This is a genomic window from Pseudooceanicola sp. NS-SX9 (genome assembly GCF_057380705.1).
In genome coordinates this window covers 2,149,964-2,164,579 of the sequence record NZ_CM170818.1, presented here as the reverse complement: position 1 = coordinate 2,164,579, position 14,616 = coordinate 2,149,964, and the positions used below count along the sequence as shown (strand labels likewise).

Annotated in this window: 14 protein-coding genes, 1 tRNA gene and 1 pseudogene; 13 read left to right on the top strand and 3 right to left on the bottom strand. The window is 67.2% G+C overall.

All coding sequences use genetic code 11. The annotated features are described in order from the left end of the window. Positions 1 to 112 precede the first annotated feature (112 nt). Both AC2ITM_RS10345 and AC2ITM_RS10340 read right to left on the bottom strand, forming a co-directional pair. Positions 113 to 1,042, bottom strand: a complete 930-nt coding sequence (locus AC2ITM_RS10345) for a methylenetetrahydrofolate reductase (protein ID WP_486466566.1) — start codon at positions 1,040 to 1,042, stop codon at positions 113 to 115. A gap of 35 nt (positions 1,043 to 1,077) precedes the next feature. Continuing rightward, positions 1,078 to 1,386, bottom strand: coding sequence for a virulence factor (locus AC2ITM_RS10340; RefSeq protein WP_486466565.1), 309 nt, complete (start codon positions 1,384 to 1,386; stop codon positions 1,078 to 1,080). 181 nt (positions 1,387 to 1,567) lie between these two features. Between AC2ITM_RS10340 and AC2ITM_RS10335 the strand changes: the two genes are divergently transcribed. The 7 genes from AC2ITM_RS10335 to AC2ITM_RS10305 all read left to right on the top strand — a co-directional run bounded on the left by AC2ITM_RS10335 (position 1,568) and on the right by AC2ITM_RS10305 (position 9,555). Continuing rightward, complete coding sequence (locus tag AC2ITM_RS10335) at positions 1,568 to 2,680, top strand: Ppx/GppA phosphatase family protein (RefSeq protein ID WP_486466564.1); 1,113 nt, start codon at positions 1,568 to 1,570, stop codon at positions 2,678 to 2,680. Positions 2,681 to 2,848: 168 nt separating this feature from the next. Further along, positions 2,849 to 3,613 (top strand): RlmE family RNA methyltransferase, encoded by a 765-nt coding sequence (locus tag AC2ITM_RS10330; protein WP_486466563.1) that lies wholly within the window; start codon positions 2,849 to 2,851, stop codon positions 3,611 to 3,613. A gap of 124 nt (positions 3,614 to 3,737) precedes the next feature. Further along, on the top strand, positions 3,738 to 4,784 hold the full coding sequence (gene pdxA, locus AC2ITM_RS10325; RefSeq protein WP_486466562.1) for a 4-hydroxythreonine-4-phosphate dehydrogenase PdxA: 1,047 nt from the start codon (positions 3,738 to 3,740) through the stop codon (positions 4,782 to 4,784). Positions 4,785 to 4,969: 185 nt separating this feature from the next. Then, a complete protein-coding gene (locus AC2ITM_RS10320; RefSeq protein WP_486466561.1) occupies positions 4,970 to 5,686 on the top strand; it encodes a hypothetical protein in 717 nt (238 codons plus the stop codon). A gap of 3 nt (positions 5,687 to 5,689) precedes the next feature. Continuing rightward, positions 5,690 to 7,681, top strand: a complete 1,992-nt coding sequence (locus AC2ITM_RS10315) for a glycosyltransferase (protein ID WP_486466560.1) — start codon at positions 5,690 to 5,692, stop codon at positions 7,679 to 7,681. Continuing rightward, the gene (locus AC2ITM_RS10310) at positions 7,682 to 8,473 is read left to right on the top strand and encodes a hypothetical protein (RefSeq protein WP_486466559.1); all 792 of its coding nucleotides are present in this window, start codon (positions 7,682 to 7,684) and stop codon (positions 8,471 to 8,473) included. It abuts the gene before it with no gap. Beyond that, positions 8,470 to 9,555 (top strand): hypothetical protein, encoded by a 1,086-nt coding sequence (locus AC2ITM_RS10305; RefSeq protein WP_486466558.1) that lies wholly within the window; start codon positions 8,470 to 8,472, stop codon positions 9,553 to 9,555. Before AC2ITM_RS10310 ends, AC2ITM_RS10305 begins: the two co-directional genes overlap by 4 nt. A 145-nt stretch (positions 9,556 to 9,700) precedes the next feature. Here the strand turns inward: AC2ITM_RS10305 and AC2ITM_RS10300 are convergent. Next, positions 9,701 to 9,790: transfer RNA gene (locus AC2ITM_RS10300), tRNA-Ser, on the bottom strand. A 178-nt stretch (positions 9,791 to 9,968) separates the two neighbouring features. On the opposite strand from AC2ITM_RS10300, the gene AC2ITM_RS10295 reads away from it, so the two are divergent. The 6 genes and pseudogenes from AC2ITM_RS10295 (at position 9,969) to proB (ending at position 14,603) form a co-directional block, all read left to right on the top strand. Continuing rightward, positions 9,969 to 10,859, top strand: coding sequence for a DUF2059 domain-containing protein (locus AC2ITM_RS10295; protein WP_486466557.1), 891 nt, complete (start codon positions 9,969 to 9,971; stop codon positions 10,857 to 10,859). A 227-nt stretch (positions 10,860 to 11,086) separates the two neighbouring features. Further along, positions 11,087 to 11,458: pseudogene (gene rplU, locus AC2ITM_RS10290) on the top strand (50S ribosomal protein L21); the annotation flags it as partial. Between the two features lie 31 nt (positions 11,459 to 11,489). Next, positions 11,490 to 11,759 carry a 50S ribosomal protein L27 gene (gene rpmA / locus AC2ITM_RS10285; protein ID WP_160890948.1) on the top strand — a complete coding sequence of 90 codons (270 nt, stop codon included), beginning with the start codon at positions 11,490 to 11,492 and terminating at the stop codon, positions 11,757 to 11,759. A 107-nt stretch (positions 11,760 to 11,866) separates the two neighbouring features. Then, positions 11,867 to 12,406: a GNAT family N-acetyltransferase gene (locus AC2ITM_RS10280; protein WP_486466556.1), complete on the top strand. Its 540-nt coding sequence runs from the start codon at positions 11,867 to 11,869 to the stop codon at positions 12,404 to 12,406. 47 nt (positions 12,407 to 12,453) lie between these two features. Beyond that, on the top strand, positions 12,454 to 13,494 hold the full coding sequence (gene obgE / locus AC2ITM_RS10275; RefSeq protein WP_486466555.1) for a GTPase ObgE: 1,041 nt from the start codon (positions 12,454 to 12,456) through the stop codon (positions 13,492 to 13,494). Continuing rightward, positions 13,482 to 14,603, top strand: a complete 1,122-nt coding sequence (gene proB / locus AC2ITM_RS10270; RefSeq protein ID WP_486466554.1) for a glutamate 5-kinase — start codon at positions 13,482 to 13,484, stop codon at positions 14,601 to 14,603. Before obgE ends, proB begins: the two co-directional genes overlap by 13 nt. Positions 14,604 to 14,616 lie beyond the last annotated feature (13 nt).

Sequence of the window (14,616 nt, the reverse complement as noted above, 5' to 3'; positions counted from 1 at the left end):
GGGCGCAAGCCCGGTGCCGCGCGGTTCCGGCCCCGGGCCGATCCCGGGGTGGTTTCGGGCCCTTGCTAGTGGCTTGGCCGGGCGGCGGCAAGCGCGCTGTCGGTGTCCGGGTTCAGCCGCGTGCGCTGCGCGGCTGCGTGGCGGCGCCGCCGTGGCGGATCGCATAGTCGGCGCAGGGCTGGATGCCGCCCAGCGGGAAGAGGTGCAGCTGTTCGATGGGGAAATCCGGGTCGCTCGCGGCGGCCTGCGCCAGATCGGTCAGGATCTCGGTCGGCGCGTAAGGCAGCATCAGCTTGGTGACATCAAGGGCGCGTTTCTGCAGCACCTTCAGCGAGGGGCCGACGCCGCAGGCAATGGCGAAGCGGATCAGAGTCTGCAGCTTGGCAGGCCCCGCGATGCCAAGGTGCACGGGCAGGGCGATGCCCTCGGCCCGCAGCCGGCGCGCCCAGTCGAGGACGGGGGCGGCCTCGAAGGCGAACTGGGTGACGATGGCCATCTCGGCATCCGAGCGGTCGCGGAAGGCCTGCTTCCAGCGCAGCGCCTGCGTCACCGCGCGGTCGCTGCCGTCGGGGTCGATGTCGCGGTTGCCCTCGGGGTGGCCGGCGACATGCAGGCGGACAAAGCCCGCGGCGTCGAACAGGCCGGTCTCCATCAGTTGCATCGAATTGTCGAAATCCCCCGCCGGGCGGGCCAGTCCGCCGCCCAGCAGCAGCGCCTGGGTGACGCCGGCCTCGCCCTGGTAGCGGGCGATCCAGTCGGCCAGGGTGGCCCGGTCCGGGATCAGCCGGGCCGGGACATGCGGCATCACCTCGAACCCCTCGGCGGCCAGGCGCCGGGCGGTGGCCACCATGTCGTCGATGGGTGTGCCGTCGATATGGGCGATGTAAACCCGGGTGCCGCCGGGCAGCAGCGCCCGGAAATCGGCAACCTTGGCGGCGGTGCGCGGCATCACCTCGATCGAATAGCCCGAGAGCATCCCCTCGATCGGGGCGGGGCCGGGCGCCGGGGCGGTGGTCTTGCGGCGGAAGGGAAGTAGGGACATGGCCAGTTCCTTTATCTTGCGCCGGTTGACCATGGTCAGCCCCGCGGGGCGTCCCAGCCGTCATTGGCGATCAGCTGCTTGATCCTGTCCCGATCATACGCCTGATCGAGGCGGGCGATTTCGTCATTCGCGACCTGTTGCGGGTCGCCTTCGACAGGGAAGGGCTCTGCCTTGCGCCACTCGGCCAGATAGGCATCGGTATCCGAGGCGCCGACCTTCATGGCGGCGCGGTCGATGGCCTGTTCGAAACGTTCCGGCAGCACGGCCTTGGTGGCGCGCCGGCCCTTGCCGACGATGACCTGGGCCGGGATGTCGCGCCAGTAGACGATGGTGACGTCGGGCATGTGCCCTCCTCCTATTTAAACGAATGTATAATGAAGCACGGGGGGCCTGGCAAGGGCCGGCTTCGGATCCCTGCTGCAAAGCAGATCGGGAGGCGGGCCGCAACCGGGCGCGCGGAAGGATCTTGCGGAGGCGAGGGGGAATGATTACTCTGGTAATCAACACGATATGGAGGGCGCAACCATGGCGCCCAGGCGTCCGAAAGGTGCGGGCGCTTTCCCTAAACCGGTCGAGAGTCCCGCATCCAACCCGCCCGATCCGGCGGAGCTTTACGCTGCGCTGGATCTGGGAACGAACTCATGCCGCATGCTGATTGCCCAACCGAAGGGCAGTCAGTTTCATGTGGTCGACAGCTTCTCGAAATCGGTTCAGCTCGGCTCCGGGCTGGAACGATCCGGGCGGCTTTCGCGTGTCTCGATGGCACGTACCATCCAGGCCATGCGCATCTGTCAGCAGAAGCTGAAGCGGCACCGGGTCCGGCACATGCGGCTGGTCGCGACCGAGGCCTGCCGCCGGGCGACCAATGCGGCCGGGTTCATCCAGCAGGTGCGCCGGGAAACCGGCCTGAAGCTGGAGATCATCGAGCCCGAGGAAGAGGCCCGCCTGGCGGTGATCTCCTGCGCGCCGCTGGTGTCCACCCGGACCGAGCAGCTGCTGGTGGTCGATATCGGCGGGGGGTCCACGGAACTGGTGTGGATCGACCTGACTTCGGTGCCGCAGCGCGAGCGTCCGCGGGCGATCATGCGGCTGCATGCCGGGTTCCACCCGCCGGAAAGCCCGTTCCCCGCCGCCAAGGTGGTGGACTGGATTTCCGTGCCGCTGGGGGTGGCGACGCTGCGCGACCAGTTCCGCGACGTCGAGGACGATGCGGCGCGTTTCGCGCTGATGTCGTGGTTCTTCGAAGAGGCGCTGGCCGATTTCGCGCCCTACAAGGATGTGCAGGCGCGCGCCGGGTTCCAGATCGTCGGGACCTCGGGGACGGTGACGACGGTGGCGGCCAGCCACCTGGGGCTGAAGCGCTATGACCGGACCAAGGTCGACGGGCTGCGGATGACCTCGGACCAGATCGACCGGGTGATCCGCGGCTACCTGGAGATGGGCCCCGAGGGGCGCCGCAAGGATCCCCGCATCGGTCAGGACCGTCATGCGCTGATCATGTCGGGCAGTGCCATCCTGCAGGCGCTGCTGCGCTGCTGGCCCACCGACCGGCTGAGCGTGGCAGACCGCGGGCTGCGGGAGGGGCTGCTTTATGCCCAGATGAGCGCCGATGGCGTGCTGGAGGATGCGCCCTACTGACTGCGGCCCCGGCGGGGGACGTGGGGGCCGGTATGCGCTGTCGGGTTTTGACAAGCGCCGCGTTCTGGTATTCTACGGGCGCGAGAGCGGCCAGCGGGCCGGGGGCTCTGCCCCCGCGGCCTGCGGCCGCTCCCCCGACATATTTTTGGAAAGGCGAAAGGGCAGGGCGTGGCGAAGAAACCGACCGGCAAGAACTCTTCGGGGCGGGGCTACCGTGACCTGACCGTCAAGGTGAAGACAGCACGGGGGCGCAAGCTGTCCTCGACCCGCTGGCTGCAGCGGCAGCTGAACGACCCCTATGTGACGCGCGCCAAGGCCGAGGGCTATCGCGGGCGCGCGGCCTTCAAGATCATGGAGCTGGACGACAAGTTCCGCTTCCTGGTGCCGGGGGCGCGGGTGGTCGACCTGGGCTGTGCGCCGGGCGGCTGGATCCAGGTGGCCGTGCCGCGGATCAATGCGCTGGGCGAGAAGTCCGGCAAGTCGGTGGGCCGGATCATCGGCGTCGACCTGCAGGAGGTCGAGCCGATCCCGGGCGCCGAGGTGCATCAGCTTGATTTCCTGTCGGACGGGGCGGACGAGCTGGTGAAGGGCTGGCTGGGCGGCGAGGCCGACGTGGTGATGAGCGACATGGCCGCGGCATCCTCGGGGCACAAGCAGACCGACCACCTGCGGATCATCGCGCTGTGCGAGGCGGCGGCCTATCTGGCCTTCGATGTGCTGGCTGAAGGGGGCACCTTCGTGGCCAAGGTTCTGGCGGGCGGTGCCGAGGGGCAGCTGCAGGCGATCCTGAAGCAGCGCTTTACCAAGGTGGCGAATGTCAAGCCGCCGGCCTCGCGATCGGATTCCTCTGAGAAATTTGTCGTGGCGACGGGCTATCGGGGGCACGGCTTGCGTGCGGCTGACGACGGCGCGGACGAGGTCGACGAAGCGTGATACGGCCGAGTTTGCAAATGGGTGGGATGCCCTTTGTAACACGGTGGATGACTTTGCATACGGATCTGTGGAATTTGCAAAGGCCCTGAGAGGGGCCTTTGGCATGTGTGAAAAGGCAAACGGCATGAGCGGTGATCTGGCAGGCGGGATGAGGGAAGGGCGGGCTGTGGTGGGCTCTGGTGGGGCAAGGCCGCTGGGGGTCAGTCTGGGGGATCCGGCGGGCATCGGCCCCGAGATCGCCTTGCGGGCCGTGATGGCCGATGGCGCGCCCGAGGCAGTTCTGCTGGGGCACTGGGCCGTGGCCGAGCGGGCGCGGGCGCTGGTGGCGCCGGGACATGTGCTGCAGCGGGTATCCGGCCCCGAGGAGGCGCCGCTGTCGGATCGTCACCTGCGGCTGATCGAAACCGGTGTGCCGATGGATGTGCCCCCCGCCTATGGACGGATTTCCGCCCAGGCCGGTGCGGCGGCCTTTGCCGCGATCCGGCAGGGCATTGCCCTGGCGATGGAGGGGCGGACCTCGGGGATCGTGACGGCGCCGATCCACAAGGAGGCCCTTTCGGCGGCCGGAGTGAAATTCCCCGGCCATACCGAGATGCTGGCGCATTACGCGGGCGACGTGCCTGTGGCGATGATGCTGGCCAATGATGTGATCCGCACGGTGCTGGTGACCATCCATGTGGCGCTGTCCGAGGCCATCCGGCTGGCGGATTTCGACGCCCAGATGCGGGCGATCCGGCTGGCGCACGAGGGCTGCCGGGCCTTCGGCATTGCCGCGCCCCGGGTGGCGGTGGCAGGGCTGAACCCCCATGCCGGCGAGGGCGGCCTGTTCGGGCGCGAAGAGATCGAGATCATCGCCCCCGCCATTGCCGCGGCGCGGGCCGAGGGGATCGAGGCTTCGGGACCCTGGCCGGGGGATACGGTCTTCATGCAGGCCAGGAAGGGGGCCTTCGACGTGGTGGTGGCGCAGTATCACGACCAGGGGCTGATCCCGGTCAAGTACCTTGGGCTGGAGGAAGGGGTGAACATCACCCTGGGGCTGCCCTTCGTGCGGACCTCGCCCGATCATGGCACGGCCTTCGACATCGCGGGCCAGGGCGTGGCCGATCCGCGCTCGATGATGCTGGCGCTGCAGCAGGCCGCTGCCATGGTGCAGGCGCGCCGCGCCGGCTGATTTGCAAAGACGCGGGCCCGGCTTGCAAAAGGCCCGCCGGGCCCGCCTTTACCTTTCGCTAAGGAAGTCCCGCCTAGAACGGAGTCGCGCCGCCGGATCCCCGGAGGCGTGGCGCGGAGAACCCGCGCCCGGTCCGGGACGACGCTTTGCCCGGATCGCGACATCGCCGTGAAACGGGGGACGCGATGACGGCACAGGCCAATCTGGATCGCATCAGGCTGCAACTTCAGGGGATGGAGCGGATGATCCGCACCCTGCGGGCCGAGGTGGAAAGCCAGGTCTCTTCCTTTGCTCCGGCCGAGATCGCCGTGGCAAGCACGCTGCATTCGGGGCTGGGGACGCTGCTGACCGAGGGGGCGCCGATGCCCGCCTTCGCCGCCGATCCCTACCAGCATTTCGCCCCGGGCGTCTGGATCGGTCTGGACCCCGAGGTCGGCGACAGCGGTGCCACCGTCTGCCTGCGCAGCCTGCCCGCCGGGCCCGGCGCCGGGCCGCGGGTGTCGCGGCTGTCGGTGAACCCGGTCTTTCCGCTGGCCGCCAAGCCGCGCTGGCTGACGCTGGAATGCGCGCTGGACCTGCCGGCGCTGCGGCGGGCGAAGGCGCTGCGCCTCGACATGATCAGTTTCTTCGAAATCGGCGCCCGCAACACTGCGCAGATCCCCCGGCAACTGACGGTGACCCTGCGGCTGCAGCAGCGGGATGGCACGCGCAAGGACCATCTGAACCGACATGTTCCCGTTTCGTCCATGCCCTTCGAACACAGCATCCGCGTCGGAGAAGCGGCGCTGAAGGACATGGCCTTTGATACGACCTCGGAGGCGATCCTGATCCTGGAATTGCCTCTGGCCGGGGAATTCACCCTGCATCTGGACCATTTCGCGCTGCAATCCGAGGAGGCGTGAGCCATGCGCATCCTCTATGTCTCGCGCGAGACGCCGTTCACGCCCTCGGGCGGGATTGCCACCTACCTGGAGTACATGGTGCCCGCCATGCGCGCCGCCGGTCACGAGGTGTTCCTGTTCACCTGGACCGAGGGGCCGCAGCCGGTGCCGTTCCGCGACACGCGCCCCTTCCGGCCCGATCACGTCCATGTGGAACATCTGGACCCACGGCAGGTCTGGCGGATGTTTCCGGTATGTTCTCACAACCTCTTCGTCGGATCCCACCTGGCCCCCGCGCTGCGCCGGGTGATTGCCGACTGGCGCATCGACGTGGTTGAGGGCACCGATTTCCTGGCGCCCTGCCTTGCGGCCTATCAGGGGCTGCAGGCCACGCCGGGGGGCAGGGATCATCTGCTTGTCACCTATAACCACGGCTTCATCGAGGATTTCCACGAGGCCGACCAGATCGACATGGACCAGGGGGCCCGCATCAACCACCTGTGCGAGCGTCAGCAATGCCGGGTCTCGGATCTGGTGATCGCGCCCTCGCAGACGGCACGCCTGCGGCTGGAGGGTTATGCCATCCGCGACAATGTCACCTGTGTGCGGGAACCCTATGTCTTTGCCGCGGGGGGCGCCTTTCCCGCCCTCAGGTCCGAGATCCAGTATATCGGGCGGATCTCGATCTCGAAGGGGATCGACAAGCTGGTCTATCTGGCGAATGCCATCCAGCCGGTCCTGCCGCTGCGCCAGATCCGCCTGATCGGACGGGTGGTCGACACGCCCTTCCGCCAGCGCGACATGCAGGCCTATGTGCGCGCCCGGCTGACGCCCGCGCTGCGTGACCGGCTGTCCTTCACCGGCTATCTGCCGCGCGAGGATGCCCGGGCGCTGCTGGAACCCGGGGCCATCTGTCCCAGCCTCGGTTCGGCCGAGACGTTCTCTTATGCCTGCGTGGAATCCATCGATGCGGGGCTTCTGCCGGTGGTGCGTGACGGCACCCCCATGGCCGAGTTCTTTCCACCGGATTGTTCTCAATTTGTTCTGGATCGGTCCATGGCGAATGTCCGCACCCTGCAGACCCGCCTGACCGAGATGGCCGCCGATGCCCCCGCCATCGTCGAGCGTGTCCGCGCCCATTGCCGCGAGACCCTTGATCCCGCGAAGATCGCCGAAGAGATGGGGCAGCTATATGACGCGCGTCTGCAGCAGAAGCGGGGAGCCATGACCCATGCCAGTGCGCGTGTCCCCATGGGGCCCGAGGCGCTGACCGTGCTGATCCCCGCCTACCAGCCCGACGAAAGCTTTCGCGAGACCGTCGACAGTCTGGTCTGGCAGACCACTGCACCGCCTAGGGTGCTGATCTGCGACGATGGCTCCAGCCCCTCTGCGCTGGGTCACTTCGATTACGCCCGTGCCCTGTTGCCGCAGCTGGAGATCGTGCAGCAGCCGAACGGAGGGCTGCTGGCCGCGCGTAACACGCTGATCGAGGCCTGTGACACCCCGCTGGCGCTGTTCCTTGATACCGATGACATCCTGGCGCCCGACCTGCTGCGGCAGATGCTGGACGCCTGGAACGGCTCGCCCCTGTGTCCCGATGCCGTGATCCCCCAGAGGCGCAATTTCGGCGAAAGCGCCGAGCCCGTGCTGCAGCATCTGCTGGGGGACCATCTGCACCTTTTGGAGAACGACTATCGCATGACCGCGCTTCTGCCCACCGCCATCCTGCGCGACATCGGCTTTGATGCCACAAGGCGCAATGGCGAAGGCGATGATTGGTCCTTCTGGCTGCGCTTCACCGCGCGCGGCTATCGTGGTCTGCTGCTGCCCGAACAGGGGTTCCACTATCGCTTCCGCAAGGGGTCCATGTCCTGGCCCTGGTCGCGGGGGCAGAATGTCGGCAGTCGCGCCATGCTGCGCGACGCCATGGAGGAGATGTGCGCCGCCGATCCCGCCGCCGCGCGTCAGCTTGCCCGGGCGCTCTATGCCCAGGCTGTCTCGCGTCAGGGGGCCTAGATGAGCAGTGACCTGATCTTTGTCATTGGACGGCAGCGCAGTGGCACCACCGTCTTCCGCACTCTTCTGACCGGCGCTGGGGCGCTCAATTGCGACGAGATCTTCCATGGCGATCTCGACCGGCCGAACCGTTTCTACGCCTATGTGCGCGAACGTGTCCTGCAGCAGCCCGACCTGGTGCATCCGCAGCATCATCCGCGGCTCTTTCGCGATTACATCACCCAGCTGCGCGCTGGCGCTGGGGGGCGCAAGCTGGTGATGGACGTCAAGTACTTCGGGCTGAACCTGATCCCGCAGCGCGAGGATGTCGATGGGCGTGCACCCTTCGTGATCGGTTTCATGAAGCAGTCCGGCGCCCATGTGGTGCATATCCGGCGGCGCAACAAGCTGCGGGTCCACGTGTCCGAGCAGATCTCGATCGCGACCGGCAAATGGTCCGCCGAACGGGCCGAGCAGATGGTGCAGGAGAAGCCCAAGCTGACCCTCGACATTCCCGCCGCGCTGGGGGTGATCGACCGGCTGGAGGCGCAGGATGCCCGCGTGCAGGGGCTGCTGGCGCAGCTGCCCGGGGTGATGCGGCTGGATTACGAGGACATGTTCACCCCCGACGGCCATTTCGCCCCTGATGTCTGTACCATCGGCGGGCGGATCCTGGACGGTGCGGCGGTCGATGCCACGCCCGGCAACCTGCGCATGAATCCCGAAGGCCTGGCCGATCTGGTGCAGAACCATGCCGATCTTGTGCAGGCGCTCGCGGGCACCCGCCACGCCTGGATGCTGGAGGGCGCATGACATCCGACACCGCCGCCCCGGCCCGCGACCGCCCTTTCAGCGACTGGGCACTGCTGCGTCAGCGCGGGCAGCGGCGGCTGGTGATCGCGCTGTCGGGGATAGACTGTCCGCAGGGGCGCTTTGCCTATTACGACGTGCTGGCGCGGGGCGACTGCGACCAGCTGTTGCTGAACTGCCCCGACAACGGCTGGTTCTTCGATGGCGTGCCGCTGGGGCAGGGCGCGCCGTCGCGGGCCCGGACCCGGCAGTTCCTGCGCGGGATTGCGGCGGATTATGACGAGGTGCTGGTTTTCGGCGGCTCGATGGGGGCCTACGGGGCGCTGCTTTATGGGGCCGACCTGCCGGGCGCCAAGGTGCTGGCCATGGCGCCCGAGATCTACGGCGGGCTGCGGCGCGGTTTCTTCCTGCGCTGCGCCGGGGTCGAGGGGCCGCCGCCCGCGCTGTCGGCGCTGTTCATGCGCAACCCCGAGTTCCGCCCCTGGATCCTGGTCGGAGAGAAGGTCTCGAGCGACCTGTTCTGTCTGACCGAGGTGAATTCGCCCCGGGTGATCAGCCTGCGCAATTGCCCGCATACCATTCCGGCCTTCCTGCAGGCCCGCTTCGGGCTGGACGCGCTGGTTTCGGCGCTGGCCGAGGATCGCCTGGACCGGCTGCTGGCGCCCCTGCGCGGCGAGCTGAGCCGCTATCCCGACCTGGCCGCGCTGCTGTACCTGATGGACCTCGGGCGGCTGCCGGTGGCGCGTGCCGTGGCCTATCTGAACGCCCTGCCGGAAGACCTCTATCTGCGCGGCTACCTGTGCCTTGCCATCGCCCGCGCGCATGAGCGTCAGGACCGCCCCGACATGGCGCTGCGCTATGCCGGGATGGCACGCGATCTGAACCCCGGCGACATGGAGGCGCAGGGCGATCATGACCGTCTGTGGACGCTGCTGCAGGGCAGCCCGCCTGCGCCGCGCTTCCGGGCTCATGTGGATGCCGATCTGCGGATGGTCGAATCCTACGATGCCCAGGTGCGTTTCCTGGAGGGGCTGCACGGGCCGGGGCAGGCCACCGCCGAATCCCATCTTCACGCATCACCTTAAGTCACCCGGGCAGCCCGATGATTCTGCACGTTTTCCCGCTGCGATCCAAAGGGCTGAAACGACGACGGGGCGCCCAGCTGATGCTGAACGCCCCGTTCGGTCTTTCGGCTTGCGCCGTCTTTCCGATCCGTTGCCGGAAGGAAAGTGGCGGAGAGACAGGGATTCGAACCCTGGGAACCCGTAAAGGCTCAACGGTTTTCGAGACCGCCCCGTTCGACCACTCCGGCACCTCTCCGTGTTGGTGTGGTGAGGGGCGATTTACAGAGACTTGTGATAGGGTTCAAGGGCTTTTTGCATTGCGAAGGCCAATATTCCGCCTACCTTTGCGTAAGGGGGCCGTGACAGTCCCCCCGTCGCCGTGGAAGCCGGGTAAAAGGTCCCATGGGACACAGTATCAGAAGGAGTAAGCAGCAATGAGGCAAGCAGAGCAAAGCGGAGCCGCGATGGCGGTTCAGGCGGGACAGGCCGGTGCGCTGCGGCGTGCGGGGGCTGTGGTCCTGGCCTCGCTGATTCTGCTGGCGGCCTACGCGCTGCCGGGCAGGGCGGCCACCGATGCGCAGGTGGATCAGTTCCTCAAGGCGACCGGATTCGACGTGGCGCTGGAAAGCATCCAGCTGAGCGCCGCCGCCGGGCCGCAGATGCTGAACCTGCAGCAAAGCGATTTCGCCACCACCTGGAAGGTGCTGACCGATGACGTCTTCGCACCCGACAAGCTGAAGGCGATGGGCGCCAAGATGATCCAGCAGAAGATCACCGACCCCGACATGGATTTCGCGACCAAGTTCTACGAGACCGACCTGGGCAAACGCCTGGTCGCGGCCGAGAACGCCTCGCACATGGATACCGACCAGGACCGCAGCGCCAATGCCGAGGAAACCCTCAGTAAGCTGCTGGACGAGGGCAAGAGCGACCGCGTGGCGCTGCTCGACCGGCTGAACGCCGCGGTCGAGGCCGCCGATGATGCCGTGGCGCCGATGGCCGAGGTGCAGTACCGCTTTCTGCTGGCGGCGCGCGATGCGGGCGTGATCGACTTCCAGGTCGATGACAAGACGCTGCACGACAGCCTGGTCAACAACGCCAAGTCCAACAAGGACCAGAGCCGGATGAACGCGCTGACCAACGCGGCCTATACCTACCGCGATTTCAGCAATGCCGAGCTTGAGACCTACGCCAAGGCGCTGGAAGATCCCAAGATGCAGGCGGTCTACAAGCTGATGAACGACGTCCAGTACGAGGTCATGGCCCAGCAGTTCGAGGCCGCAGCCGCCAAGCTGAAGGGGGTCGAGCCCTCGACCGACCTCTAGGCCTCTCGATACGGTGAAAAGGCCCGCCTTTCCGGGGGCGGGCCGGTCTTCCGGGCTTGACATCGTGTCGCTGCGGAAGGATAAGCCGCCCATCCCGGCAGGCACCCGCCTTGCCGGGCATTTCAATGTCGCCCCTGGCGGGGCGCGCTGTTCGATGGCGGTGCCGGTCACCACCAACACCCGGGATCCCGGGGGGCCAAAGGACGCGAAGCAAAAGGAAGAACGTCATGTTCGCGGTTCTGAAAACCGGCGGCAAACAGTACAAGGTCCAGTCGGGCGATGTGCTGCGCGTCGAAAAGCTGGCAGCTGATGCCGGCGAGAAAGTCCAATTCAACGACATCCTGATGCTCGGCGGTGACGATGTGACCGTTGGCGCGCCCTTCGTCGAAGGTGCCGCTGTTCAGGCTGACGTCATCGACCAGATCAAGGGCGAGAAGGTCATCCACTTCGTCAAGCGTCGTCGTAAGCATTCGTCGAAGCGCACGAAGGGCCACCGTCAGCAGCTGACGCTGATCAAGGTCACCGAGATCCTGACCTCCGGCGCTGCCGACACCGGCGTGAAAGCCGCGATCGGTGCAGGCTCCGTCGCTGCAGTCGCAGCCGAGTAATCCAGAGTAGGAGAGACCAGATATGGCACACAAGAAAGCTGGCGGTAGCTCCCGCAACGGCCGCGACTCCATTGGCCGCCGTCTTGGCGTCAAGAAGTACGGCGGCGAAGTCGTCATCCCCGGCAACATCATCGCGCGTCAGCGCGGCACGAAATGGTACCCGGGTGCCGGCGTCGGCATGGGCAAGGATCACACGATCTTCGCCACCGTCGAAGGCAACGTGAAGTTCCACAAGGGCCTGAAGGGTCGCACCTTCATCTCCGTTCTGCCAGTGGCAGAGGCCGCGGAGTAAGCCGACCTTCACCAGTGATGGTTCATTGAGGGGATCGGCCAACCCGCCGGTCCCCTCTGCCGTTTTGCCGGTGGAGCGAGGGACGCAACAGCCCGAGGGAGGACCCAATGGCAGAAGACACCGCGTTCGCGCAGCCCTTCATCCGGGGCGAAGACGTCGATCTTCGTCCGCTGACCAAGGCCGATGCCGGCCTGATCGAGTTCTACGCCGCCGACGCCCGCGTCGCGCAGATGACGACCTCGATCCCGCATCCGCTGCCGCCCGGCCTGACCGAGGCCTTCCTGGCCCGTGCCATGGCGGCCGACCCGCGCGAGGTGATCTGGGCGCTCGACAGCTCTCGCGTGGGCGGGGCCGAGCTGAAGGGCATCATCAGCCTGAAGCGGATGGATGCCGGGCAGTCGGAAATCGGCTACTGGGTGGCACCCGCCTGGTGGGGTGGCAACATGGCGTCTGCGGCCGTCACCGCGCTGGTCGAGGCGAACCCGCTGGGGGATCGTTCGATCTTTGCATCGGTTTTCCAGGACAATCCGGCTTCGGCACGGGTTCTCACCAAGAACGGCTTCGAATATGTCGGGGATGCGGAAAGCTATTCGGTGGCGCGCGGCGCTTCCGTCGCGACCTGGACATATATCCGAAAACTAGATTGAGCCGCCGGGCGCGCTAGGACAGCGACCTTTGCGGCAGGGACAGTGACATGAAATTCCTCGATCTCGCAAAGGTCTATCTGAAGTCCGGCGCCGGCGGTAACGGCGCCGTCTCGTTCCGGCGCGAGAAATTCATCGAATACGGCGGGCCCGATGGCGGCAACGGCGGCGGTGGTGGCGATGTGATCGCCGAGGCGGTCGAGGGGCTGAACACCCTGATCGACTTCCGCTATCAGCAGCACTTCTTCGCCCGCAACGGCCAGGGCGGCGCGGGCCGTCTGCGCACCGGTGCCGATGGCAACGACATCATCCTGCGTGTGCCTGTCGGCACCGAGATCCTTGAGGAAGACGAGGAAACGGTGATCGCCGACCTGACCGAGGTCGGCCAGCGCGTGGTGCTGTGCAAGGGCGGCAACGGCGGTTTCGGCAACGCCTATTTCAAATCCGCGACCAACCAGGCGCCGCGTCGGGCCAACCCCGGGCAACCGGCGGTCGAACGCACCGTCTGGCTGCGGCTGAAGCTGATTGCCGATGTGGGCCTGCTGGGGCTGCCGAACGCCGGCAAGTCGACCTTCCTGGCGGCGACCTCGAATGCGCGGCCGAAGGTGGCGGATTATCCCTTCACCACGCTGCACCCGAATCTGGGCGTCGTCGGTGTCGATGGCGTCGAATTCGTCGTGGCCGACATTCCCGGCCTGATCGAGGGCGCCTCGGAAGGCCGCGGCCTGGGCGATCTGTTCCTGGGCCATGTCGAACGCTGCGCCGTGCTGCTGCATCTGGTCGACGGCACCTCGGACGAGATCGCGCAGGATTACGAGACCATCATCGGCGAACTTGAAGCCTATGGCGCGGGCCTGGCCGACAAGCCCCGGATCACCGTGCTGAACAAGATCGACAGCCTGGATGACGAGCTGCGCGAGATGCAGCGCGAATTCCTGGAAGAGGTCACCGGTACCCCGGTGATGTTCATGTCGGGCGCCACCGGCCAAGGCACGACCGAGGTTCTGCGTGCCCTGCGCGCCCGCATCGACGAAGACCGCCTGCGTCGCAAGGCGGGCGACGAAGAGGAGGAAGCGCCGTGGCGTCCCTGACCGGTGCAAAGCGCGTCGTCGTCAAGATCGGCTCGGCCCTGCTGGTGAATTCCACCACGGGCCGGCTGCGCGACGACTGGCTGACCGGCCTGGCGCAGGATGTGGCCTGGCTGCGCGGGCAGGGGACCGAGGTGGTGCTGGTGTCCTCGGGCTCGATCGCGCTTGGCCGGGGCGTGCTGGGGCTGGGCCTTGGCACGCTGGCGCTGGAACAGGCGCAGGCGGCGGCCGCCGTGGGTCAGATCGGCCTGGCAGCCGCCTATGACAAGGCTCTTGGCGCCCACGGGATCACCGTGGCGCAGGTGCTGGTGACGCTGGAAGACAGCGCCAACCGCCGCCGCTACATCAACTCTCGCAATACGATGGAAACGCTGCTGTCGCTTGGCACCGTGCCCATCGTGAACGAGAACGACACCATCGCCACCGACGAGATCCGCTATGGCGACAACGACCGCCTGGCGGCGCAGGTCGCTGTGACGGTGGGCGCCGACCGGCTGGTGCTGCTGTCGGATGTCGATGGCCTTTATACCGCGAACCCGAACCTTGATCCCACGGCGCGGCGCTTTGATCTGGTTGACCGCATCACCCCGGAGATCGAGGCGATGGCGGGCGATGCGGCCTCGGGCCTGTCGAAGGGCGGCATGAAGACCAAGCTGATGGCCGCCAAGACCGCCACCCAGGCGGGCTGTGCGATGGCGATCACGCTGGGCTCGCGGCCCAATCCGCTGCGGGCGCTGCAGGAGGGCGCGGCGGCCACCTGGTTTGCCGCCGACGGTGATCCGCAGACCGCCCGCAAGGGCTGGATCGCGGCGATGAAGCCGCGTGGCCGGGTGCATGTGGATGCCGGGGCGGAACGGGCGCTGGATCACGGCCGCTCGCTTCTGCCGGCCGGTGTGGTCCGGGTCGAGGGCGGCTTTGGCCGTGGCGACGCGGTCGAGATCGTCAGCCCCGCGGGCCATGTCCTGGGCCAGGGCCTGACCCGCTACACCGCCGAGGAGGCCGCGCAGCTTGCCGGCCATCAAAGCCACGAGATCGAGGCCCTGCTGGGCTATCCGGGGCGCGCCGCGCTGGTGCACCGCGATGACATGGCGCTGCCGCAGCGCGTCGCCTGACGGAAGGGGAGTG

What these genes read in the sequence shown, in the direction of transcription:
- AC2ITM_RS10345 (WP_486466566.1), bottom strand. Translation starts at nt 1,042, where the DNA reads ATGTCCCTACTTCCCTTCCGCCGCAAGACCACCGCCCCGGCGCCCGGC.
- AC2ITM_RS10340 (WP_486466565.1), bottom strand. Translation starts at nt 1,386, where the DNA reads ATGCCCGACGTCACCATCGTCTACTGGCGCGACATCCCGGCCCAGGTC.
- AC2ITM_RS10335 (WP_486466564.1), top strand. Translation starts at nt 1,568, where the DNA reads ATGGCGCCCAGGCGTCCGAAAGGTGCGGGCGCTTTCCCTAAACCGGTC.
- pdxA (WP_486466562.1), top strand. Translation starts at nt 3,738, where the DNA reads ATGAGCGGTGATCTGGCAGGCGGGATGAGGGAAGGGCGGGCTGTGGTG.
- AC2ITM_RS10320 (WP_486466561.1), top strand. Translation starts at nt 4,970, where the DNA reads ATGACGGCACAGGCCAATCTGGATCGCATCAGGCTGCAACTTCAGGGG.
- AC2ITM_RS10315 (WP_486466560.1), top strand. Translation starts at nt 5,690, where the DNA reads ATGCGCATCCTCTATGTCTCGCGCGAGACGCCGTTCACGCCCTCGGGC.
- AC2ITM_RS10310 (WP_486466559.1), top strand. Translation starts at nt 7,682, where the DNA reads ATGAGCAGTGACCTGATCTTTGTCATTGGACGGCAGCGCAGTGGCACC.
- AC2ITM_RS10305 (WP_486466558.1), top strand. Translation starts at nt 8,470, where the DNA reads ATGACATCCGACACCGCCGCCCCGGCCCGCGACCGCCCTTTCAGCGAC.
- AC2ITM_RS10295 (WP_486466557.1), top strand. Translation starts at nt 9,969, where the DNA reads ATGAGGCAAGCAGAGCAAAGCGGAGCCGCGATGGCGGTTCAGGCGGGA.
- rpmA (WP_160890948.1), top strand. Translation starts at nt 11,490, where the DNA reads ATGGCACACAAGAAAGCTGGCGGTAGCTCCCGCAACGGCCGCGACTCC.
- AC2ITM_RS10280 (WP_486466556.1), top strand. Translation starts at nt 11,867, where the DNA reads ATGGCAGAAGACACCGCGTTCGCGCAGCCCTTCATCCGGGGCGAAGAC.
- obgE (WP_486466555.1), top strand. Translation starts at nt 12,454, where the DNA reads ATGAAATTCCTCGATCTCGCAAAGGTCTATCTGAAGTCCGGCGCCGGC.